This is a genomic window from Mesorhizobium captivum (assembly GCF_033977165.1).
GTDB classification, from domain to species: Bacteria; Pseudomonadota; Alphaproteobacteria; order Rhizobiales; family Rhizobiaceae; genus Mesorhizobium; species Mesorhizobium captivum.
Genome location: NZ_JAVIJB010000056.1, coordinates 15108 through 36142, shown reverse-complemented (window position 1 = coordinate 36142; position 21035 = coordinate 15108). Strand labels below are relative to the sequence as shown.

The window sequence follows — 21035 nt, the reverse complement described above, 5'->3', positions numbered from 1 at the left end:
CCGGTTCGAGGCTCAGTCGCTTCCATCGCACAAATCTCTGTCCGTGCAGATACAAGGGGCGGCGCTGCCTGATGGAGATCGGCGACCCATCGCATTTGGCCTGCGCGACGAATTGAGGCTCAACCGCCGACGTCGGCGCTGCCCCTCATCCGCCCTTCGAGCACCTTCTCCCCGTTCACGGGGAGAAGGAAATACAGCTCAATACTTCTGCGGCACATAAAGCTCGCGCGGCAACACCTGGCGCTCGTAGGACGGGTTGAAGACGCGCTCGGGCAACGTGATCTCCTCGTGCGGCACGTCTTCGTAGGGCATCTGCTGCAACAGGTGGTCGATGCAGTTCAGCCGCGCTCGCTTCTTGTCGTTGCCCTCGACGATGAACCACGGGGCTTCCTTGATGTTGGTGCGGGCAAAAGTCTCTTCCTTGGCCTTGGTGTACTGCTCCCAGCGGACGCGCGACTGCAGATCCATGGGCGACAGTTTCCACTGCTTCATCGGGTCGTGGATGCGCATCAGGAAGCGCATCTGCTGCTCCTCGTCGGTGATCGAGAACCAGTATTTGACCAGCGTGATGCCGGAGCGCACCAGCATGCGCTCGAATTCAGGCACGTCGCGGAAGAATTCCTCCACCTGATCCGAGTTGGCGAAACCCATCACGCGCTCGACGCCGGAGCGGTTGTACCAGGAGCGGTCGAACAGCACGATCTCACCACCGGCAGGCAGATGCGGCACGTAGCGCTGGAAATACCATTGCGACTTCTCACGCTCGGTCGGCGCCGGCAAGGCCACGACACGGGCGATGCGCGGGTTGAGGCGCTGCGTGATGCGCTTGATGACGCCGCCCTTGCCGGCGGAGTCACGGCCCTCGAAGATCACCACCAGCTTCTTCTTGTGGTAGGCGACCCAGGACTGCAGCTTGATCAGCTCCGACTGCAGCCGCAGCAGCTCGCGGAAATAGGTCATCCGCTCGATGGAGGGCGGATGCGACTTCTTGTAGATTTTGGCGATCTCGAGCGAGAGCGCCGGCTCGGAAATCTCCAGCTCATAGTCCTCGTCGAGCGTGTCCTCGAGCTCGGCTTCCAGCCAGTCCTTGGCTCCGGAATTCGTTTTGAGTTCGTTCATCGCGCAGCTCCTGCCTGTCAGCCCCTTCGTGCGTTCAGGCCATGGCCGGAAACGCAACTCGGTAAGCCGACTGAGATACAGACGCGCAATGACGGTTTTATTGCAAGCGCGGATCAGCAATGCTGGACCAGCCGATATGTGGTCGACCCGTATCGATGGCGGGGCGACAAGCCGCCGGAATTGTCCTACAAATACCCTCGCCTCTTTCCGGCGTCCGCCACGGCGCGCCTCTTCAAAATAAAATCGCGAGGACCTGACATGGAATACCGCACCCTCGGCCGTTCCGGCCTTAAGGTTTCGACATTGACCCTTGGCACGATGACCTTCGGCGGCACGGGCCCGTTCGCCGCCGTCGGCAATTCCGATCTTTCCGAAGCCAAGCGCATCATCGACACCTGCATCGATGCCGGCATCAACCTCATCGACACCGCCAATGTCTATTCGAACGGCCTGTCCGAGGAGATCGTCGGCGAGGCGCTCGGCGGCAAGCGCAAGAACGATGTGCTGATCGCGTCGAAGGCGCGCATGCGGATCGGCAACGGCCCCAACGACGAAGGCCTGTCGCGCCATCATCTGATCCGCGAATGCGAGAGGAGCCTGAAGCGGCTCAAGACCGATGTCATCGATATCTATTTCCTGCACGAATGGGACGGCGTCACGCCGCTGGAGGAGACGATCGCCGCGCTCGACACCTTGGTCGGCCAGGGCAAGGTCCGTTATGTCGGCTGCTCCAACTATTCTGGTTGGCAGGTGATGAAGGCGCTCTCGATCAGCGACAGCCATCATCAGCCGCGCTTCGTCACCCAGCAGATCCACTACACGCTGGAAGCGCGCGAGGCCGAGTACGAGTTGCTGCCGATCTCGGTCGACCAGGGCCTCGGCGTGCTCGTCTGGAGCCCGCTGGCCGGCGGCTTGCTTTCCGGCAAATATCGCCGCGACAGCCCGACGGCGCGCCAACTTGGCGGCTGGTCGGAACCGCCGATCCGCGACGAGGACAGGTTGTGGCGGATCGTCGACGTTCTGGTCGAGATCGGCAAGGCGCGCGGCGTTTCGGCGGCGCAGGTGGCGCTGGCCTGGCTGCTCGGCCGTCCGGCCGTCAGCTCGCTGGTGATCGGTGCCCGCAACGAAGCCCAGCTCAAGGACAACCTTGCCGCGGCAAGCCTGACGCTGTCGCTCGACGAGCGCCTGCGCCTCGACGCCGTCGGCCGGCCGCCGGTGCTTTATCCCTACTGGCACCAGCAGTTCACCGCCAAGGACCGGTTCGGCCCGGCCGACCTGGTGCTCGACCGCAGCGATATCTGAGAGCACGTACTAAGCGTCCCCGCGCCCCAGAGCGGCTCAGCGTCGATAGAATCGCTGATCCGCTTCTAAGTGTTTGTTTTGACGCAATTCCGGACGGAAAACCGCTACGCACTTTTCCTGGAATTGCTCTAAGGGCGCGGGGTCAGCCCGCAACGTGGCGCCAGACTTCCGCGTCGGGTTTGATCTGGCCGCTCAGCACGAAATATTTGTAGAGGACGAGCAGAGAGACGGCCCACTCGTCCTTTTCGTTGCTGAATCTGCGGCAATAGGCGTTGGCCGCCGCTACGATGCGCTGGGCTTCCGCCGGATGCTTTTCGAAATAGGCAATCTTGTCGGCGACATCGGAAAAATCGGGCGCCAGCGGCACGTAGTGGACATTGGCCTCGAGCTCAGCTTCGGCAAACCACGTCTCGTAGGTCGGAGGCGGCATCAGGCAGAGCGAGTTCGAGCTCATGATCCATTTCAGGTTGGTCGCCACGTCGTTGCCTTCGAGCGAGACGATGTAGCGGAACTGCAGCTGCAGCGGGATCGTGAGGTAGGGCTTGCGGTAGTTCTCCGGCGCGCTCGGCTTGGGCGAGCCCGCGTCGCAAACCGGCAGACCGCGCACGGCGTCGACGAACCGCTTGCGGATCGGATTGTTGAGATCGCCGCGCCAGACCGCCATCGGGCGCTTGTCGGCGAAGGACAGCCCATCGCGGGGAAACCGGAAATGACGGAACTTGTCGAGCTTCATGATCACGGCATTGCCGTTGTCGTCACGGATCGGCCGGTCCTTGACGATCGCCGGCGTCTTGGGCACGTCGACGACATCGCCGAACTCGAGATCGATGAGCAGGTCGCGATCGAAGTAGCGGGCGAACTCCTTCAGATCGTAATAGTACATGCTCCCGAACTTGGGTATTTGACCGGCCGGCACGGCAGCCGCGCTCGGCACGAAGCTATGGTCGAGCTTGTTGTAATAGCTGACGCGGTCGCGGACCGTTTTGCTGGAGAGCCTCGCCTGCTGCAGCCGGCTGGCCAGGCGATGGCGAAAGAGAGCCTGCGGCGCCACATCGCGCGTGATGTTGCGTACGAAATAAAATACCCGCGCTGCGGTGCGTAAGGGCGAAGCCATGCGTCCGTCGTTTCAAAGATGCGGGGTTGTTCCCCGCGTCTCCTACAGCATTGTGCCGAACATCTTGCAAGCCCGCACAACCGGACGAAATTGTGAGAGTCCTAGAGCGTTTCACCGTTTCATGGAAACGGCGAACCGCTCTATCTCTTTGTTTTGACGCAATTCCGAACGGAAAACCGTTTCACACTTTTCCTGGAATTGCTCTAGTATTCGACGACGTTTGCGGGGTCAGGCAGCGACAACGGCAAAGCCCCTGGCGCGCAGGCCGCGCCGGTCGTCATGCAGCGATGTCACCAGCCGGTCGCGGCTGCCGGCGATATGAGCCGAGAGCAGCCGCGCCGCCTCGTCGGCATCGCCCTTTCGCGCAGCCGCCAGGATCGCATGGTGCTCGGCCCATGCACGGCCGAGCGCCGCCTCGTCGCGCACTTCCAGCCAGCGGGCGCGCGACAGCCTCGTCATCGCGTCGCGCACGGCTCTGAGCAGAAATTCATTGCCGGAAAGCCTGGCCAGCTCGATGTGAAAATCCATGCCGACGCGGTGCCATTCCTCGCGCGGCGTATCGGCGTCGCAGGAATCGAGCATCGCCGCGATCACCTCGACCCCACCGCGATCCTCGAGCGCTGCCGTCAACCTCACCGCCGCCACCTCGACCGCCTCGCGGTAGACGGCGATCTGACCAAGCTCGGCGAGGTTGATGGGCGCTACCGTCCAGCCGCGGCCGTCGCGGCCGATCAGCCCTTCGGTCTCAAGGCGCAGCAATGCGGCCCTGACCGGGGTGCGCGAGGCGCCGAAGCGGCTTTCGATCCAGCGCTCGGTCAGCCGCTCGCCCGGGCCGATCTCCAGCCCGAGGATCATTTCGCGAAGCTGCCTTTCGACATTCTGCATCTGCGACATTGTCGTTCCGCTTTTTCGGCTCCGCATTGACAGCGGCTGGGTTGAGGTTCATGACGGATACCGCCTTGGTATCCCAAATCGGTATCCGGAACAACCCCAGACGACAGTGCAGGCATGACATGGCGGACGACACCACGGAACAGAGCGGCTACAACGTCCATTGGCGGCGCAATCTTGCGGTCTGCTTCGCCGGCTCGTTCAGCACGCTGATTGCCATGACGCTGCTGTTGCCGTTCCTGCCGCTCTACGTCGAACAACTCGGCGTCGATGGGCACGCGGCGATCGTGCAATGGTCGGGCATTGCCTATGGCGCCACCTTCTTTGCCGCGGCCCTGGTCGCGCCGCTCTGGGGGCGGCTCGGCGACCGCTATGGCCGCAAGCTGATGCTGGTGCGCGCCTCGTTCGGCATGGCGATCTGCATGTCGCTGACAGGTATGGTCGAGAGCGTCTGGCAACTGGTGCTGCTGAGGCTCCTGATCGGCTTTGCCGGCGGCTATTCCTCCGGCTCGACGATATTGGTGGCGATGCAGACGCCGAAGGACCGCTCCGGCTGGGCGCTCGGCGTGCTCTCGGCTGGCATCACGGCGGGCTCGCTGGTCGGCCCACTGCTCGGCGGCGTGCTGCCGCCGGTGATCGGCATCCGCGCGACATTCCTGCTGTCCGGCGGCGTGATCTTTCTCGCTTTCCTGACCACGACTTTCCTGATCAAGGAAAACCCGCGCCCGCCCGCGGCCAACGCCGCTTCGGCAGCGAAACCGAAAAGCGGCTGGTCGCAAATCCCCGACAAGCGCCCGGTCGTCGCCATGCTGACAACCGGCATGCTGCTCGCCTTCGCTACCATGTCGATCGAGCCGATCATCACCGTTTATGTGCAGCAGCTCGTCGAGGACCAGAGCAAGGTGACGATGGTTGCGGGCGTGGTGATGTCGGCGGCAGCACTCGGCACCATCCTGTCCTCGTCGTGGCTGGGCAAACTCGCCGACCGCGTCGGCCATTGGAATGTCGTTGTCGGCGCGCTCGCCGTCTCGGCGCTGCTGCTTATTCCGCAGGCTTTCGTCACCGACGGCTGGCAACTGATCGGGCTGCGCTTCCTGATGGGCCTGGCGCTCGGCGGCTTGCTGCCCTGCATCACCAGCGTCATCCGACACAACATTCCGGACGGCGTCGGCGGCAATGTGCTCGGACTGTCGATCTCGGCGCAATATGTCGGCCAGGTCGCGGGGCCGCTCGCTGGCGGCTTCGTCGGCGGCCATTTCGGCATGCGGGCGGTGTTTTTAGGCACATCCGTGCTGATGGCGCTGGGTGCGGTCTATAACTGGATTGTCCAGTCGCGGCGGGCGCGGCATATGCTGATCGAGGCCGGCGAATCCTGATTGGCGGGCCGCCCTGCCGAACACGGAGCATCGAAATGAGCCTTGCGGGGCAATCCTCAAACGGCGCCGGCCGCATCCTCGTGCTGGCGGGCGGCATTGTCGGCGCAGCAGGCGTGGCGCTGTCGGCCGCCGCCGCGCATCGCGGCGGCGCCTTCACCGGCACGGCCGCATCCTTCCTGTTGATGCACGCCCCGGTCTTTCTCGCCATCGGCCTTATCGGCGGCAACCGGTGCCTCCGGATCGCAAGCCTGGTGCTGCTCGTCGGCCTGCTGCTGTTCTCGGGCGATCTTCTCGCCAGGGATTTCCTCGGCTCGCGGCTGTTTCCGATGTCGGCGCCGATCGGCGGCACGCTTCTGATCGCCGGCTGGCTGGCGATCGCCGTCTCGGCGCTGTGGCGGCCCCGGTCCTAGAGCTATCCGTGCCACCATCGCGGGGAGATTCGTCTAACGGACCGCGCCGAGATTACCGGCGCTTCTGAAGCAGCTTGAGCCTGCGCGTCGCCGGCTCCGCTGTGCGCTGCCGTTCCGGCCTGTCGGTCGCCGGCGAGATGCCCCAATAGTTGCGATAGATATCCTGGAAAAGGTGGCTGATCGGATGCATGGCTGACTTCCCTTGGTTGAATCGATCCAATTGATCGACCGAAAAAGCAGACTTCTCAGGCGCGCTTACGCTCCATGATGAAGCGTGGCTCACGCTTCCACGGGCTTGCCTTGCCGCGGCGCCGCTCGCTCAGCGCAGCCGAGGCAATGCCCCAATCGTTACGGTAGACGTCTTCAAACAGATAGTTGACCGGATGCATGGCACCCTCCTTCTTGAACCTGGCTCCAACTCGCCAAAGCGACTTGGATCGATTCAAATCATATGCCTTATGCCGCCGAAGTCAAGCAAAAATTTGAATCGATCCAAGAAAAATGTTAGATGACCGGCAACCATTCCGCGGTCATGTTCGTCATGTGACCGGATTCGGAGGAACGACATGGCATCACCCATCGAAGGCCACGCACGACCCATCCGGCTGGCGGATATCGCCAAGGCGGCCGGTGTCTCGCATGGCACGGCCTCCAACGTCTTCAGCCGCCCGGAGATCGTGCGCGCCGAGGTGCGCGAGCGGGTCAAGGCGGTGGCGGAAGCGATGGGTTATGCCGGCCCCGACCCCAAGGGGCGCCTGCTGCGCGCCGGCAAGGTCAACGCCATCGGTGTCGGCACGACCGAGCCCCTCTCCTATTTCTTCGAGGATCCCTTCGCCCGCGTCATGATGGCCGGCATCTCCGAAGCCTGCGACGCCACCGGCGCCGGCATCGCCCTGGTTTCGGCCGCCAACCAGGAAAAGCTTGCCTGGAACATCCAGAGCGCGCTGGTCGACGGCTTCATCCTGTTCTGCATCGAAGGCGGCTCGCGCCTCGTCGACCTGACGCGCGAGCGCAGGCTGCCATTCGTCGCGCTGGAGCTCGGCTTTCACGATGAGACCATTTCGGCGATTGGCGTCGACAATGTCGCCGGCGGGCAGCTCGCCGCGCGCCATCTCGCGGAGCTCGGTCACCGCCGTTTCGCGGTGCTGTCGCTGACCCTCGGCGAGGACCGCACTGGTTTCGTCACGCCGGAAATGGTTCGCTCGGCGATCTATACAGGCACACGCGATCGTCTCGCCGGCTATTTCGAGGAACTGTCCCGCTTCGGCGTCGACACGACGAAGGTGCCGATTTTCGAGACCGAGAACGAGGAGAAGAGCACCAGGGCCGGCCTCGAAGCGATCTTCGCCGGCGGCGAACAGCCGACCGCCATCCTGGCGATGTCGGACAGGATGGCCCTGATCGCCATCGAATGGCTGACTAGGCGAGGCCTCAAGGTGCCGGAGGACGTTGCCATCGTCGGCTTCGACGGCGTGCCGGACGGCGCGCTAAGCGACCCACCGCTGACCACGATCGCCCAGCCGATCACCGAGATCGGCCGGCGCGCCGCGCGCATGATCCTCGACTTCGACGGCGCGGTGCGGCGCGAGACGATGGGCGTCGAGCTGGTCGTCAGGGCCTCCACCGGCCCGGCGCCGAGAACCTGACAAGCCCTTAGTAGCCGCCAACCCTCGCCGGTATAGGCTGCGCGCCAAACGTGGGGCGCGCAATCTCTTCGCGTGCCGGCCTGGCGCGGGCCGGGCCGAGACCGGCGAGCCATTCGAGATACAGCGCTAGCGCGAATTGCATGGCGATCCCGGCGGCGATCAGCAGCGTGTCATAGGCGAGGCCGCCCGGATTGATCAGCTTCAGCACCTGGGCCGCCATGGCGATCACCGTTCCTGCGACGAACACCGGCAGCGAGCGCTTGCCGAGGATCGCCAGCGGATTGTCGGGCCTGGCACGGAAGAGGTTCGACACGGCCGGCAGGGCGACGATCAGGTAGCTGACCGAAAGTATATGCAGCAATCGCGGCAGCGACAGGAAGGTCTTGTCGAAGCCGCCGATCACCACCGGCAGGTCGAACCAGGTGATCTGACCCCACAATGGGCTGTGCACCCAGATCGCCGCGCCGACAATATAGACGCCGGCGAAGCCCAGCAGCCACCGGTTTACGGGGATGGCGCCGCCGCGCTTGACGTGCAGCATGGCCGCGAGGCCGATGTTGAACAGGAACTGCCAGGACAGGGGATTCAAGAACCAGAGACCCGGCTCGGGATAGTTCGGCGGCGCGATCTGCCAGATGCCGGCGACCAGCCACAGCATGCCGGACACCGTCAATGCCGCCACCGGCCTGTAGCTGACGAACAGAACGAAGGCCGGCGCCGCGAGAAGCAGCGCCGCATAGACCGGCAGGATGTTGTTGTAGCCGAGCTGATGGCCAAGCGTGACGATGCCGAGCAGCACCTCCGGCGTGTTGCGCATCAGCGGCTCGATGTTGATCATCTTCAGCAGTTCCGGCCGGTGGGCAAACACCGCTGCGGCACAGAACATCGCGATCACCGCCATGGTGATGACGATGTGGGTGACATAGAGCACGCCGGCGCGCCGCCACATCTTCAGGGTCGCCAGCAGCCTGCCGCCCGGCTTGAACTTGCTGCCATAGGCGAGTGCCACCGAAATGCCGGAGATCAGCACAAAGGCCTCGGCCGCATCGGAGAAGCCGAGATTCTTGTAGGTCAGGTTTTCGAAGACGGTGCCCGGCACATGGTCGACGAAAATGGTCAGCAAGGCGAGCGCGCGCAGCACATCGATACGCGTGTCGCGATCCTTGATACGCGTATCGCGATCCTTGATACGCGTGTCGCGATCGTTGATACGCGTGTCGCGTTGAGAAACGGGGATGGTCATCGACAAAAGGCCTCAGAGCTGGTGTTTCATCTCCAGCAATGCGACCCCCGACGCACCGCTTCGATTCCTCCCGTCGGGAGTGTATCGGCGCAGAAACGGTCTGAAATGCGCCCGGTTCAATCAACTTTCTCGGAGCTTGAAAACATTCCGTTTTGAAGCCGGCAAATCAGCGAAATCTCCGTAAAATCAAAAGGATGTGATCATGTCCGAACATGCCAACAAAAACAGCGTGCTGCGCCATGATCTGCCTTTCCCCTATCGCTTGCTCGTACCGGCAAATGCAAGCGGCGAATGCCTTTTCGTGTTGCATGGATCTGGCGTGGACGAAACGACGCTGGCGCCGCTGGCGAGGCAGATCGCGCCGCACGCGACGCTTGTCGCGGCGCGCGGCCGCATCGCCCAAGAGGACGGTTTCCGCTGGTTCGAGCGAATCACGCCGACCAGTTTCGACCAGTCGAGCATCCGCGTGGAAACGGCCGCCTTCGCTCAATTCGCAACCGAAGCCGCGCGACGCCACGGGCTCGACCTCGGGCGCGCGACCTTCCTCGGCTATTCCAACGGCGCCAATCTGGTTTCCACGCTGATGCTGCTTCACCCCGGGCTGGTGAGGCAGGCGGCGTTGCTCAGGGCGATGCCGGTGCTCGACGAGGCGCCGGCAACCAACCTCGCCCGAACGCGGGTGCTGGTCATCGCCGGCGCGGCCGACCAGACCTACGGCCCCTTCGCCCCGTCCCTGGTAACGCTGCTGAGTGAGCGCGGCGCCGAGGTCGATGCGCGTATCGTCGCCTCGGGCCATGAATTCGGCGAGGTCGATGCTGCCATCGCGCGGCAATGGCTTGCGGGGCCCTGGCGGGCCGCCTGAAACATGCTTCCATCGCGCAGGCGCTGAAAGGAAACCTATTTCACGACCTGAAGCGGCGTGCCGCTTCATCGTCATATCACTGTCACATACTGTCTATCGAGATGCTGTTCACTCAGGGAGAGGTCTCAATGGCCGACGAGAACAGCATCACTCTGCTCGACGACACTTCGAAATTGCCTGTCATTGCCGCAAGCCCGGGCGAGATCGCCAGGATCGAAGGCGGCATCGACATCGGGGACCGCGCCGCCATCTCGGTCTTTGGCGACCGCGCCCAGCAGACGGTCAGCGACTATGCCGACAAGATCCTTTCGCAGATCCGCAACCGAGACCTTGGCGACACCGGCACGCTGCTCACCGACATCATCATGAAGGCCAAGAACCTCGACCCGGCCTCGCTGAAGGAAGAGGGGTTTCTCAGCAACCTGTTCTCCTCGTTCAAGGCGCGGCTCGAGCGCTTCAAGGAAAAATACGAGGATGTCGCCGGCCAGATCGACCGCATCGGGCTCGAGCTCGACCGCCACAAGGACACGCTCAGGCGCGACATTGCCGTGCTCGACGACCTGCATGAGCAGACCAAGGACTCCATCCTCAAGCTCGATGCCTATGTCCAGGCCGGCAAGAAGTTCGTCGACGATTACCGGGCCAACGAATTGCCGAAGCTGAAAGCCGCGGCCGACGCCAAAGCCGGCGACGCCGGCGGCACACTCGAAGCGCAGACCTACCAGGACGCGGTGCAGGCGCTCGACCGGCTGGAAAAACGCGTCTTCTATCTGGTGCAGGCGCGCCAGCTCGGCATCCAGCAGATGCCGCAGATCCGGATCGTCCAGGCCGGCGACGAGACGCTGATCGAGAACCTGCAGGCGACATCGGCGCTGACGGTGCCCGCCTGGAAGCAGAAGATGGTCATCCTGCTTGGCCTCACCAACCAGAAGTCGGCGCTCGAATTGCAGAAGACGGTGACCGACGCCACCAACGAGATGATCCGTCAGACATCGAAGATGATGAAGGACCAGGCCATCTCCATCGAGGAGCAGGCGCAGCGCGGCATCATCGATGTCGAGACGCTGGCGCAAGCCAACCGCGACCTGATCGACACGGTGCAGGGCGTGCTCAAGGTCCAGCAGGAAGGCCGCCAGAAGCGGGCCGAGGCCGAGAAGCAGATGGACCAGATGACTGCCGATCTCAAGAAAGCGCTCACCCAGGGCTGACGGAACCTCGATGCCGAAATCGCTGACGTCGGTTCTGGTCCTGGCGGTCTCGCTGCTGCTGGCTGCCTGCAATTCGAGCAACGTCAAATTCTCGATCGTGTCCGGCTCCGAAAACACGGTGCTGGAGCCGATCGTGCAGGAATTCTGCGCCAAGCAGGGCGCGACCTGCACCATATCCTACCGGGGATCGCTCGACATCGGGCTCGCCCTACAGAAGCCCGGCGGGCTCGACCAGGATGCGGTGTGGCCGGCCTCGAGCGTCTGGGTCGATCTGTTCGATTCCGGCCGCAAGGTGCGCAACCTCACCTCGATCGCGCAGATGCCGGTTATCCTCGGCGTGCGCAAATCCAAGGCCGCCGAGCTCGGCTGGATCGGCAACGACGTCTTCATGAAGGACATCCTTGCCGCGGTGAAGGATGGCAAGCTCAAATTCCTGATGACGTCGGCGACGCAGTCCAACTCCGGCGCCAGCGCTTACCTCGCCATGCTCTCCAGCGCGCTCGGCGGCAAGGAAGTGATCCAGCCAGGCGATCTCGACAGCGCATCCGTGCACGACACGGTCAGCGCCCTGCTGCAAGGCGTCGAGCGCTCGTCCGGCTCGTCGGGATGGTTGGCGGACCTCTATGTCGATTCCGCGCGCAAGGGCACGCTCTATGACGCGATGTGGAACTACGAAGCGACGCTCAAAGAGACCAACGACAAGCTCAAGCAGATGGGCGACCAGCCGCTCTATGCGATCTATCCGGCCGATGGCGTCGCGGTCGGCGATTCCCCGCTCGGCTTCATCGACCAAGGGCGCGGCCCGGAGATCGAGAAATTCTTCTCCGACCTGCTCGCGTACCTGCAGTCGGACGCGGTGCGCAAGCGCATCGCCGATACTGGAAGGCGGCTTCCGCTCGGCGGCGCGGCGGTCCTGGCGACGGCCGAGCCTGACTGGAATTTCGATCCAGGCAAGCTGGTGACGTCGATCCGCATGCCGGAGCCGGCGGTGATCCGCACGGCGCTCAACCTCTACCAGGAGGCCCTGCGCAAGCCTTCGCTGACGGCGCTCTGCTTCGACTTCTCGGGTTCGATGGAAAACGAGGGCGAGACGCAACTGCAGCAAGCCGCGCAGTTCCTGTTCACGCCTGAAAAGGCGAGCGAGGTGCTGGTGCAGTGGACGCCTTCCGACCACATCTTCGTGCTGCCTTTCGACAGCGCTGTGCGCAACATTTTCGACGCGACGGGCGACCCGGCTGGCCAAAGCCAGCTGCTCAGCGCGGTGGCCGAACAGCATGCCGGCGGCGGCACAGACATGTATGCCTGCGCCGGGCAGGCGCTGCAGAAGATCCTGGCGACCGCCGACCTGACGAAATATCTGCCGGCGATCGTCATCATGACGGACGGCCGCACCGACGGCAGCGCCGAGCCTTTCCTGGCACAATGGCGCCAGGCTCCCCTGCGCGTTCCGGTGTTCGGCATCACCTTCGGCGATGCCGACAAGAGCCAGCTCGACAGCCTCGCCAAGGCAACCTCGGCACGCGTCTTCGACGGCAGCGGCGACCTCGCCGGTGCCTTCCGCGCGGCGCGCGGCTATAACTAAGGCTGATGATGCGCGGCTTGTTCGGCAATGACTGGAACTGGATCGTAGCGGGCCTCGTATCGGCCGCGCTGCTGATCGGCCTCAGCACCCTTACCCATTTCCCCTTCCTGGTCTCGGCGGTGATCTCGGTGTTGGTCTTTGCCGGGCTGGTCTTCGTACTGGCGCCGCGGCAGCTGTTTGAAGGCCTCGATCTCGGCTCGATCGGCGGCGGCCAGGTGGCGTTCGCGCGCGAATTGCTGGCGCAGGCGCAGCCGGCGGCCGACAGGCTGACGGCGGCAGCCGGTTCGATCGCCGACAAGGACATGAAGGCCAAGGTGAAGAACCTCTCCGACATCGCCGTCGATGTCATCGCGAGGGTCGAGGCCAAGCCGGCAAGCGCGGCCTCGGTGCGGCGCTTCCTCACCTATTATGTGCCGCAGGCCGCGGAAGTCGCGGAAGGCTATGCGTCGCTGGCCGACCGGCGGGCGCCCAACCGGCAACGACTTGCCAATGTCGGCGCGGTGATCACCAAGCTGCAGGATGCTTTCGTGCATTATGCCGACAGCCTGGCGGACTCCGAGCTCGGCACGCTGGACGTCGATTTGCGGCTCATTCAGGAGTCGCTGAAAGAGGATATCGGTCGCTGATGGCCCTTTCACGCCGCGCTTTCGGACTGGGATTGCTGGCCGCCGCCGCGGCAGGCACGGGCAGCTACTTGACAGTGAAGGATCGGCCGGAGTTCCGCGGCTATCTCGGCAACCGGGCGCATCTGTTCGGCTTTATCGGCGGCGAGAAGCAGGCCTTCCTCGCCGATCCCGATGTCGTGCATGCGCTGGGCGGCTACGGACTTGAACTCGGTGCTCGCGTCGCCGGCTCGGTCGAGATGGTGCGCGAGCCCGCCTTGCTCACCCAGAAGCCGCAATTCCTGTGGCCCTCCTCCTCGATCATGGTCGATCTCGCGCGCAAGAGCGGGGTGGCGATCCGCAACGACCAGGTCGTGCTCAACTCGCCGATCGTGATCTACACCTGGGGACCGGTGGTCGAGGGCCTGAAGAAGAGCGGGCTGGTCACGGTCGCCGCCAGGGGTGGCTACAACCAGCTCGACCTCAAGGCGCTGCTCGATGCCATTCTTGCCGGCAAGAACTGGTCGGATCTTGGCATTTCCGAGCTTTATGGCCGGGCGCGCATCGTCTCGACCGATCCCAACCGCTCGAATTCCGGCTTCATGTTCGCGGGTCTGACGCTCAGCCTGATGAGCGGTGACGTGGCGACCCAGGAACTGCTTGCCCGGCATGGCGAGGAAGCAAAGTCGATCTTCCGCAGCATGGGTCTGAAATCGTCCTCATCCGGCAAGCTGTTCGACCAGTATATCGCCGGCGGTCTCGGCGCCGAGCCGATGGCGGTGGGCTACGAAAACCAGCTGGTGGAATGGGCGCTGGCCGATCCGGCGCGCTGGCAGCGCGTGCAGGCCGGCGCCGGCGCCAAGCCGGAAATCCTCTATCCGCGCCCAACCGTCTATTCGGCGCATCCGCTGATCGTCATCGACCCGACGGTCGATCCGCTGCTCGAAGCGCTGACCAGCCCGAAGCTGCAGGAGCTTGCCTGGTCGAAGCATGGTTTCCGCGGGCCGCTCGGGACCGTCGCCGCGGGCAGCGACACGATCGCTGGTGTGCGGCCGGCGGAGATCGAGGCCGTGCTGCCGATGCCTTCGGCCGATGTGATGCTGGCGCTGTTGTCACAACTGGAAGTCTAGGCAGCGCTTCGTACCAGGGCTGTTCACCCCTGCCCCATCCGGTTCCAGGCATCCAGGCCGGCGATCTTGTAGGCCTCGGCCAATGTCGGGTAGTTGAAAGTGTTGTTGACGAAGAAGTCGACCGTGCCGCCGAGATTGATCACGGCCTGACCGATATGGATGAGCTCGGTAGCGCCCTCGCCGACGATATGGGCGCCGAGCAGACGGCGCGTCTCGACCGAAAAGAGCAGCTTCAGGAAGCCCGAGTTGACGCCCATGATGTGGCCGCGCGAGGTTTCGCGGAAGCGCGCGACGCCGACCTCATAGGCGATCCCGCTCTCGCGCACCTGCTCCTCCGACTGGCCGACTGTGGAGATTTCCGGCACGGCGTAGATGCCGTACGGAAAAGTTTCCGGCGGCGGCGGCAGCGCCACGCCAAAGGCGTGGCAGGCGGCCACCCTGCCCTGCTCCATCGAGGTCGAGGCCAGGCTCGGGAAGCCGATGACGTCGCCGGTGGCGTAGATGTTGGGCACACCGGTCTGGAACGTGTGCGGATCGACCTTTATGCGCCCCCTGGAGTCGGCCTCGATGCCGACCACGTCGAGGCCGAGGCTGCCGAGATTGCCGCTGCGGCCAGCGGCATAAAGCACGATCTCGGAGCGGATGGTGCGGCCGTCGGCAAGGGTCACCTCGGCATAGTCGGGCTTGGAGGCGATTTCCTTGACCGTGCTGCCGAGACGGATAGTCATGCCGCGGTCGCGCATCTGGTGGATGAAATCGTCGACGATCTCGCGGTCGACGAAATCGAGGATGGTATTGCGCGGCTCGACCAGCGTCACCGGCACGTCGAGCGCCGAAAAGATGGTCGCGTATTCGACGCCGATGACGCCGGCGCCAATGACGGTCAGCGTGCGCGGCAGCCGGTCGAGTTCCAGCATCTCGTCGCTGTCGAAAATGCGCGTCTTGTCGAAGGGCACGTCGCGCGGCCGGTGCGGCGTGGTGCCCACGGCGATCAGCGCATTGGCGAAGCCGACCTCGCTGTAGTCGCCATTGTCGGTCGTCAGGCTGACCTTGTTGGCGCCGAGGAATTTGGCCGTGGCACGCGCGCTTTTGACCGCGTTGCGCATGAACTGATGCTGCAGCACCTCGACCTCGTGATCGAGCGTCTTGTGCAGGCGCTCGACGAGGTCGCTGACGGAAATGTCCTGCTTAACCCGATAGCCGCGCCCGTAGAAGCCGCGCTCGCGCCAGCCGGAGAGGTTGAGCACGGTTTCGCGCAGCGTCTTGGACGGAATGGTGCCGGTGTGCACCGAGACGCCGCCGAGGCGCCGGCCCCTATCGACCACCAGTACCGATTTGCCAAGCTTGGCCGACTGCACCGCGGCGCGGCGCCCAGAGGGGCCGCTGCCGATGACAAGCATGTCGTAGTCCATGTTCCCCTTCCCCTCGGCGTCTTGTTGCGCCGCAGCAAAGTAACGCGATCGGCGCCATGAATTCAACCGCCGCAACCGCGCTCGCCACGGCTTGCCGAGCATGCATCACGAGCCTTCGACCTTGATTCCTCCGGCGGCTTTCACCATTTCAGTGGCGAATGGCCGAGACCTATGTCCGGCCTGTTACGAGGGCATGACATGACCACGCACGTGCTTGACGGCGAGATCATCACCACGAAGTTCGAGGACACGCGCGCCTATCGCGGCGTGCGCACCAGGCGCGTCTTCGCCTTCCTCCTCGACTATTTCATCGTTGCGCTGCTCACCATCCCGTTCGCCATATTGGTCGCCGTGCTTGGGCTTTTGACCTTCGGCCTCGGCTGGGCGCTGTTTTCCGTGCTGGTACCGGCGGTTGCCATCCTCTACATCTGGAACACGCTGGGCAGCCGCGACCAGGCAACAACCGGCATGAAGATGATGGGCATCCGGCTCGACAGGCTTGACGGCACGCGCATCGACGGCCTGACCGCGGTGGTGCATTCGGTGCTGTTCTGGGCCGGCAACGTCATCCTGACGCCGCTGGTGCTGCTGGTCACGCTGTTTTCCGATCGCAAGCGCACGCTGCATGACCTGCTTCTCGGCACGGTCGTCACCCGCACCGATGTCTGACGGTGCCGTCGCCCGCCGTCGCCGCGCCGGTTGTGCTAGAATATGAACAGCCTGGGCCGGCCGCGGCCACACAATCCTGTTGAATTTTTCGCCGGCCGGGCCAAAGGTAGGGCGATTCGCAGGAGCGTTTCCAAGGATCGATGACGCAGCATCCGACCCAGTCGCCGCAGTTCTTCCTGACCGCGCCGTCGCCGTGCCCGTATCTGGAGGGCCAGTTCGAGCGCAAGGTGTTCACGCACCTTGTCGGCGACAAGGCGCCCGAGATGAACGACCTCTTGACCCAGGGCGGCTTCCGGCGCTCGCAGAACATTGCCTACCGGCCGGCCTGCGAGTCCTGCCGGGCCTGCGTGTCGGTGCGCATCCTGGCGCAGGAGTTCACCGCCAGCCGCAACATGCGCCGCGTCATCCAGCGCAATGCCGACTTGATCGGCGCCATGCATGACGCGCAGCCATCGACCGAGCAATATTCGCTGTTCCGCGCCTATCTCGACGCCCGCCACCGGCGCGGCGGCATGTCCGACATGACGGTGCTCGACTATGCGATGATGGTCGAGGACACCCATGTCGACACCAAGATCATCGAATACCGCCGCCGCGGCCCGGATACCTTCATCACCGGCAAGGGCCAGGGTGAATTGATCGCCGTGGCGCTGACCGACAAGATGGCCGACGGCCTGTCGATGGTCTATTCCTACTTCAATCCCGATTTGGAGGACCGCTCGCTCGGCACCTTCATGATCCTCGACCACATCGCCCGCGCCAAGGCGATGGGACTGCCCCACGTCTATCTCGGCTACTGGGTCAACGGCTCGCGTAAGATGAGCTATAAGATGCGCTTCATGCCGCAGGAGCATCTCGGCCCGAAAGGCTGGGAACGCTACGACCACGAAGCGGTCAGTCGCTGACCATTTTTCCCAAAGCCCGACCTTAACTGTTTCAAAGGGCAGGAAGCTGGTGTTTCCGCCACTCGGTGAAGAGTGCGAGATGATGCCAGCCGTCTGCAAAATTCATTGCGAGACTTATCATGTCCCCCCACCACGACCACCAGAAGGGCCTGCTGATCACCGCCATCGGCGGGCTGACGCTGACAGTCGACATCCCGCTGATCCGCTTGGCCGACGGCAGCCCCTGGACCATCATGATGCTGCGCACCGGCACCACGCTCATCGCCGCGCTGGTGATCTGGGCCGTCTGGCGTGCGCTGCGCAGCAACGCGCCGCAACTCATCCCCGGCTGGTCGGGGCTTGCCGTGGCGCTGTGCTACGGTTTGACCGGCATCACCTTCGTCACCGCCGTCTATCACACCTCGACCGCGGATCTCGTCTTCATCCTCGCCTTCAACACCGTATTCGCGGCGCTGCTCTCCTGGCTGTTCCTCAAGGAGCGTCCGCGCCTCGGGACTATGATTGCAATGCTCGCGATGATCGTCGGCGTGCTGGTCATCGTCGGCGGCTCTGTCGGCACGGGCAAGCTGTTCGGCGATTTCATGGCGCTCTGCTCTGCCTTCTTCGTTGCACTTGCCATCACCATCTCGCGCGCCAGCGGCAAGGACATGGGCTTCACCTCGCTGGTGGGCGTCATCTTCCCGCTGGCGCTCGCCATATTCATGGTCTCCGGCGAAGGGCTGCAAGTGAACGCGCCGTGGTGGATCATCTTCAACGGCGCCGTGATCATGCCGATCTCGCCAGCCGCAACATGCGCCGCGTCATCCAGCGCAATGCCGACTTGATCGGCGCCATGCATGACGCGCAGCCATCGACCGAGCAATATTCGCTGTTCCGCGCCTATCTCGACGCCCGCCACCGGCGCGGCGGCATGTCCGACATGACGGTGCTCGACTATGCGATGATGGTCGAGGACACCCATGTCGACACCAAGATCATCGAATACCGCCGCCGCGGCCCGGATACCTTCATCACCGGCAAGGGCCAGGGTGAATTGATCGCCGTGGCGCTGACCGACAAGATGGCCGACGGCCTGTCGATGGTCTATTCCTACTTCAATCCCGATTTGGAGGACCGCTCGCTCGGCACCTTCATGATCCTCGACCACATCGCCCGCGCCAAGGCGATGGGACTGCCCCACGTCTATCTCGGCTACTGGGTCAACGGCTCGCGTAAGATGAGCTATAAGATGCGCTTCATGCCGCAGGAGCATCTCGGCCCGAAAGGCTGGGAACGCTACGACCACGAAGCGGTCAGTCGCTGACCATTTTTCCCAAAGCCCGACCTTAACTGTTTCAAAGGGCAGGAAGCTGGTGTTTCCGCCACTCGGTGAAGAGTGCGAGATGATGCCAGCCGTCTGCAAAATTCATTGCGAGACTTATCATGTCCCCCCACCACGACCACCAGAAGGGCCTGCTGATCACCGCCATCGGCGGGCTGACGCTGACAGTCGACATCCCGCTGATCCGCTTGGCCGACGGCAGCCCCTGGACCATCATGATGCTGCGCACCGGCACCACGCTCATCGCCGCGCTGGTGATCTGGGCCGTCTGGCGTGCGCTGCGCAGCAACGCGCCGCAACTCATCCCCGGCTGGTCGGGGCTTGCCGTGGCGCTGTGCTACGGTTTGACCGGCATCACCTTCGTCACCGCCGTCTATCACACCTCGACCGCGGATCTCGTCTTCATCCTCGCCTTCAACACCGTATTCGCGGCGCTGCTCTCCTGGCTGTTCCTCAAGGAGCGTCCGCGCCTCGGGACTATGATTGCAATGCTCGCGATGATCGTCGGCGTGCTGGTCATCGTCGGCGGCTCTGTCGGCACGGGCAAGCTGTTCGGCGATTTCATGGCGCTCTGCTCTGCCTTCTTCGTTGCACTTGCCATCACCATCTCGCGCGCCAGCGGCAAGGACATGGGCTTCACCTCGCTGGTGGGCGTCATCTTCCCGCTGGCGCTCGCCATATTCATGGTCTCCGGCGAAGGGCTGCAAGTGAACGCGCCGTGGTGGATCATCTTCAACGGCGCCGTGATCATGCCGATCTCGTTCTTCTGCCTGGCCGCCGGCCCGAAATACATTTCAGGCCCGGAGGTGGCGATGTTCTATGTGCTCGAGACCGTGCTCGCGCCGATCTGGGTGTGGCTGATCTTTGCCGAGGCTCCGACACGCGACAGCCTGATCGGCGGCACGATCCTGATCGTGACGCTGGTTGCCCATTCGCTCTGGCAATTGCATGAAGGCCGCAAGCGCCGTGTGGCCCTTGCGGTCGGTCACCCGGCCTGAATTTTCCTGGTCTCAGGCGTCGCCTCGATCCGCGGCGGCTCGTTCCCTTCATCTGTAGCAGGCGCCTGCTCGTCCATTATCTCGACCTCGCGCAGCCATTCGCGCCAGATGGCGACGAGCAGCGCCATCAGCACCGGACCGATGAACAGGCCGAGGAAGCCCATCGTCTTGACGCCGCCGATCAGGCCGAAAAAGGTCGGCAGGAACGGCAGCTTGATCGGCCCGCCGACAAGCTTCGGACGCAACGTCTTGTCGACGATGAAGAGCTCGACCGCGCCCCAGATGAACAGCGCCATGCCGGCAAACAACTTGCCGCTGGCGGCGAGATAGATCGACACCAGCGTGAAAGAGAGCGGCGCGCCGCCCGGGATCAGCGCCATGATGCCGGTGAGCGCGCCGAGGGTCACCGGCGACGGCACGCCGGCCAGCCAGTAGGCGACGCCCAGCACGAGGCCTTCGCCGATGGCGATGACGGTCATGCCGGTGACGGTCGATGAAATGGTGGCCGGCACGACGCGCGATATCCGCTCCCAACGCGTCGGCAGGATCCGCTCGCCGAGACGATCGACCTGTGCCGCGAAAGATTCGCCGTCGCGATAGGCGAAGAACAGCGCGATCAGCATGAAAAGCAGCGTGAGCAGCAGGCCGAACGCGCTGCCGCCGGCGGCCAGCGCGCCGCGGTAGATGGTGCCGATGTTGGAACCGCTCACCATCTGGATCAGCTCGCCGATGCCGCCGGGATGGCCGAGATTGGCCGCCCACTGCTGGTTCAGCCACTCGCCGATCACCGGCATGGTGGCGATCCATTGCGGCGTGGCGGAACCGTGGCGGTTGGTCTCGATCGCCCACACAACCCATTCGCGAAGCTCGTTGATGGCATAGGTGCCGGCAAGGGCGATCGGCACAACCAGGAAGGTCAGGATGAAGAGGATCGCAAGGGTGGCGGCGATCGTGCGGTTACCGCCGACGGCGGCGAGCAGCCTGCGGTAGAGCGGCCAGCTGGCGAAGGCGATGACGAGCGCGGCCAGCACCGGGAACAGGAAGCCGTGGAAGAAATAGACGCCGGCGGCGACGATCAGCACCAGGAGCCAGCGCGCCGCCGACAGCGGCGGGATGACGGCAGCCCTGAGCGGCGTCGACAGACCGAACAGGCGCTGCCCTGGCTTCTGGATTTCAGCCCGCTTCAACCCGGCGTTTCTCCCCTGCCCGGCAATTCGATGGATGCTTATGCACCATCATAGTGCA

21 protein-coding genes and 1 pseudogene are annotated in these 21035 nt (G+C 63.9%); 14 read left to right on the top strand and 8 right to left on the bottom strand.

The genetic code is table 11. The annotated features are described in order from the left end of the window. Positions 1 to 198: 198 nt before the first annotated feature. A complete protein-coding gene (gene ppk2, locus RFM40_RS30365; protein ID WP_320229953.1) occupies positions 199 to 1119 on the bottom strand; it encodes a polyphosphate kinase 2 in 921 nt (306 codons plus the stop codon). Positions 1120 to 1377: 258 nt separating this feature from the next. On the opposite strand from ppk2, the gene RFM40_RS30360 reads away from it, so the two are divergent. Continuing rightward, positions 1378 to 2421, top strand: a complete 1044-nt coding sequence (locus RFM40_RS30360) for an aldo/keto reductase (protein ID WP_320229952.1) — start codon at positions 1378 to 1380, stop codon at positions 2419 to 2421. A gap of 142 nt (positions 2422 to 2563) precedes the next feature. Here the strand turns inward: RFM40_RS30360 and RFM40_RS30355 are convergent, their stop codons facing one another. Beyond that, on the bottom strand, positions 2564 to 3535 hold the full coding sequence (locus RFM40_RS30355) for a glycosyl transferase family 90 (RefSeq protein WP_320278813.1): 972 nt from the start codon (positions 3533 to 3535) through the stop codon (positions 2564 to 2566). Positions 3536 to 3763: 228 nt separating this feature from the next. Further along, positions 3764 to 4429, bottom strand: a complete 666-nt coding sequence (locus RFM40_RS30350) for a GntR family transcriptional regulator (protein WP_320273414.1) — start codon at positions 4427 to 4429, stop codon at positions 3764 to 3766. Between the two features lie 119 nt (positions 4430 to 4548). On the opposite strand from RFM40_RS30350, the gene RFM40_RS30345 reads away from it, so the two are divergent. Then, positions 4549 to 5802 (top strand): multidrug efflux MFS transporter, encoded by a 1254-nt coding sequence (locus RFM40_RS30345; protein ID WP_320278812.1) that lies wholly within the window; start codon positions 4549 to 4551, stop codon positions 5800 to 5802. 35 nt (positions 5803 to 5837) lie between these two features. Further along, complete coding sequence (locus RFM40_RS30340; protein WP_320222721.1) at positions 5838 to 6212, top strand: DUF423 domain-containing protein; 375 nt, start codon at positions 5838 to 5840, stop codon at positions 6210 to 6212. 52 nt (positions 6213 to 6264) lie between these two features. Here the strand turns inward: RFM40_RS30340 and RFM40_RS30335 are convergent, their stop codons facing one another. Both RFM40_RS30335 and RFM40_RS30330 read right to left on the bottom strand, forming a co-directional pair. Next, complete coding sequence (locus tag RFM40_RS30335) at positions 6265 to 6402, bottom strand: hypothetical protein (RefSeq protein ID WP_320229948.1); 138 nt, start codon at positions 6400 to 6402, stop codon at positions 6265 to 6267. Between the two features lie 55 nt (positions 6403 to 6457). Continuing rightward, a complete protein-coding gene (locus RFM40_RS30330; protein WP_320278811.1) occupies positions 6458 to 6601 on the bottom strand; it encodes a hypothetical protein in 144 nt (47 codons plus the stop codon). A 177-nt stretch (positions 6602 to 6778) separates the two neighbouring features. Between RFM40_RS30330 and RFM40_RS30325 the strand changes: the two genes are divergently transcribed. Further along, complete coding sequence (locus RFM40_RS30325; RefSeq protein ID WP_320278810.1) at positions 6779 to 7858, top strand: LacI family DNA-binding transcriptional regulator; 1080 nt, start codon at positions 6779 to 6781, stop codon at positions 7856 to 7858. 7 nt (positions 7859 to 7865) lie between these two features. On the opposite strand, the gene RFM40_RS30320 is transcribed toward RFM40_RS30325, so the two are convergent. After that, positions 7866 to 9101 carry an OpgC family protein gene (locus tag RFM40_RS30320; protein ID WP_320278809.1) on the bottom strand — a complete coding sequence of 412 codons (1236 nt, stop codon included), beginning with the start codon at positions 9099 to 9101 and terminating at the stop codon, positions 7866 to 7868. Between the two features lie 202 nt (positions 9102 to 9303). Between RFM40_RS30320 and RFM40_RS30315 the strand changes: the two genes are divergently transcribed. From RFM40_RS30315 to RFM40_RS30295, 5 genes are all read left to right on the top strand, one after another. Beyond that, positions 9304 to 9963: an alpha/beta hydrolase gene (locus RFM40_RS30315; RefSeq protein WP_320278808.1), complete on the top strand. Its 660-nt coding sequence runs from the start codon at positions 9304 to 9306 to the stop codon at positions 9961 to 9963. Between the two features lie 128 nt (positions 9964 to 10091). Then, the gene (locus RFM40_RS30310; protein WP_320229943.1) at positions 10092 to 11171 is read left to right on the top strand and encodes a toxic anion resistance protein; all 1080 of its coding nucleotides are present in this window, start codon (positions 10092 to 10094) and stop codon (positions 11169 to 11171) included. Between the two features lie 10 nt (positions 11172 to 11181). Continuing rightward, positions 11182 to 12753, top strand: a complete 1572-nt coding sequence (locus RFM40_RS30305; RefSeq protein WP_320278807.1) for a substrate-binding domain-containing protein — start codon at positions 11182 to 11184, stop codon at positions 12751 to 12753. Between the two features lie 8 nt (positions 12754 to 12761). Further along, positions 12762 to 13379, top strand: a complete 618-nt coding sequence (locus tag RFM40_RS30300) for a 5-bromo-4-chloroindolyl phosphate hydrolysis family protein (RefSeq protein WP_320229941.1) — start codon at positions 12762 to 12764, stop codon at positions 13377 to 13379. Next, the gene (locus RFM40_RS30295; protein WP_320229940.1) at positions 13379 to 14485 is read left to right on the top strand and encodes a substrate-binding domain-containing protein; all 1107 of its coding nucleotides are present in this window, start codon (positions 13379 to 13381) and stop codon (positions 14483 to 14485) included. Before RFM40_RS30300 ends, RFM40_RS30295 begins: the two co-directional genes overlap by 1 nt. Before the next feature lie 23 nt (positions 14486 to 14508). Here RFM40_RS30295 and sthA read toward each other — a convergent pair whose 3' ends face one another. Beyond that, positions 14509 to 15897: a Si-specific NAD(P)(+) transhydrogenase gene (gene sthA / locus RFM40_RS30290; RefSeq protein WP_320229939.1), complete on the bottom strand. Its 1389-nt coding sequence runs from the start codon at positions 15895 to 15897 to the stop codon at positions 14509 to 14511. 198 nt (positions 15898 to 16095) lie between these two features. Between sthA and RFM40_RS30285 the strand changes: the two genes are divergently transcribed. From RFM40_RS30285 to RFM40_RS30265, 5 genes and pseudogenes are all read left to right on the top strand, one after another. Then, a complete protein-coding gene (locus tag RFM40_RS30285) occupies positions 16096 to 16566 on the top strand; it encodes an RDD family protein (RefSeq protein ID WP_320229938.1) in 471 nt (156 codons plus the stop codon). Positions 16567 to 16706: 140 nt separating this feature from the next. Beyond that, positions 16707 to 17471, top strand: coding sequence for an arginyltransferase (locus tag RFM40_RS30280; protein WP_320278806.1), 765 nt, complete (start codon positions 16707 to 16709; stop codon positions 17469 to 17471). A gap of 119 nt (positions 17472 to 17590) precedes the next feature. Then, positions 17591 to 18250 (top strand): annotated as a pseudogene (locus RFM40_RS30275) (DMT family transporter); the annotation flags it as partial. Beyond that, entirely contained in the window at positions 18169 to 18774 is a 606-nt protein-coding gene (locus RFM40_RS30270; protein WP_430691751.1) for an arginyltransferase, read from the top strand. The pseudogene RFM40_RS30275 and the gene RFM40_RS30270, both read left to right, overlap by 82 nt. 119 nt (positions 18775 to 18893) lie before the next feature. Continuing rightward, positions 18894 to 19790: a DMT family transporter gene (locus tag RFM40_RS30265; protein ID WP_320278805.1), complete on the top strand. Its 897-nt coding sequence runs from the start codon at positions 18894 to 18896 to the stop codon at positions 19788 to 19790. Here the strand turns inward: RFM40_RS30265 and RFM40_RS30260 are convergent. Further along, complete coding sequence (locus tag RFM40_RS30260) at positions 19778 to 20977, bottom strand: AI-2E family transporter (protein ID WP_320229935.1); 1200 nt, start codon at positions 20975 to 20977, stop codon at positions 19778 to 19780. The genes RFM40_RS30265 and RFM40_RS30260 overlap by 13 nt on opposite strands. Positions 20978 to 21035 lie beyond the last annotated feature (58 nt).

Coding starts and splice junctions, on each gene's coding strand:
- ppk2 (WP_320229953.1), bottom strand. CDS start 1,119: ATGAACGAACTCAAAACGAATTCCGGAGCCAAGGACTGGCTGGAAGCC.
- RFM40_RS30330 (WP_320278811.1), bottom strand. CDS start 6,601: ATGCATCCGGTCAACTATCTGTTTGAAGACGTCTACCGTAACGATTGG.
- RFM40_RS30300 (WP_320229941.1), top strand. CDS start 12,762: ATGCGCGGCTTGTTCGGCAATGACTGGAACTGGATCGTAGCGGGCCTC.
- RFM40_RS30295 (WP_320229940.1), top strand. CDS start 13,379: ATGGCCCTTTCACGCCGCGCTTTCGGACTGGGATTGCTGGCCGCCGCC.
- RFM40_RS30355 (WP_320278813.1), bottom strand. CDS start 3,535: ATGGCTTCGCCCTTACGCACCGCAGCGCGGGTATTTTATTTCGTACGC.
- RFM40_RS30265 (WP_320278805.1), top strand. CDS start 18,894: ATGTCCCCCCACCACGACCACCAGAAGGGCCTGCTGATCACCGCCATC.
- RFM40_RS30335 (WP_320229948.1), bottom strand. CDS start 6,402: ATGCATCCGATCAGCCACCTTTTCCAGGATATCTATCGCAACTATTGG.
- RFM40_RS30315 (WP_320278808.1), top strand. CDS start 9,304: ATGTCCGAACATGCCAACAAAAACAGCGTGCTGCGCCATGATCTGCCT.
- RFM40_RS30285 (WP_320229938.1), top strand. CDS start 16,096: ATGACCACGCACGTGCTTGACGGCGAGATCATCACCACGAAGTTCGAG.
- RFM40_RS30340 (WP_320222721.1), top strand. CDS start 5,838: ATGAGCCTTGCGGGGCAATCCTCAAACGGCGCCGGCCGCATCCTCGTG.
- RFM40_RS30320 (WP_320278809.1), bottom strand. CDS start 9,101: ATGACCATCCCCGTTTCTCAACGCGACACGCGTATCAACGATCGCGAC.
- RFM40_RS30345 (WP_320278812.1), top strand. CDS start 4,549: ATGGCGGACGACACCACGGAACAGAGCGGCTACAACGTCCATTGGCGG.
- sthA (WP_320229939.1), bottom strand. CDS start 15,897: ATGGACTACGACATGCTTGTCATCGGCAGCGGCCCCTCTGGGCGCCGC.
- RFM40_RS30360 (WP_320229952.1), top strand. CDS start 1,378: ATGGAATACCGCACCCTCGGCCGTTCCGGCCTTAAGGTTTCGACATTG.
- RFM40_RS30305 (WP_320278807.1), top strand. CDS start 11,182: ATGCCGAAATCGCTGACGTCGGTTCTGGTCCTGGCGGTCTCGCTGCTG.
- RFM40_RS30280 (WP_320278806.1), top strand. CDS start 16,707: ATGACGCAGCATCCGACCCAGTCGCCGCAGTTCTTCCTGACCGCGCCG.
- RFM40_RS30310 (WP_320229943.1), top strand. CDS start 10,092: ATGGCCGACGAGAACAGCATCACTCTGCTCGACGACACTTCGAAATTG.
- RFM40_RS30325 (WP_320278810.1), top strand. CDS start 6,779: ATGGCATCACCCATCGAAGGCCACGCACGACCCATCCGGCTGGCGGAT.
- RFM40_RS30350 (WP_320273414.1), bottom strand. CDS start 4,429: ATGTCGCAGATGCAGAATGTCGAAAGGCAGCTTCGCGAAATGATCCTC.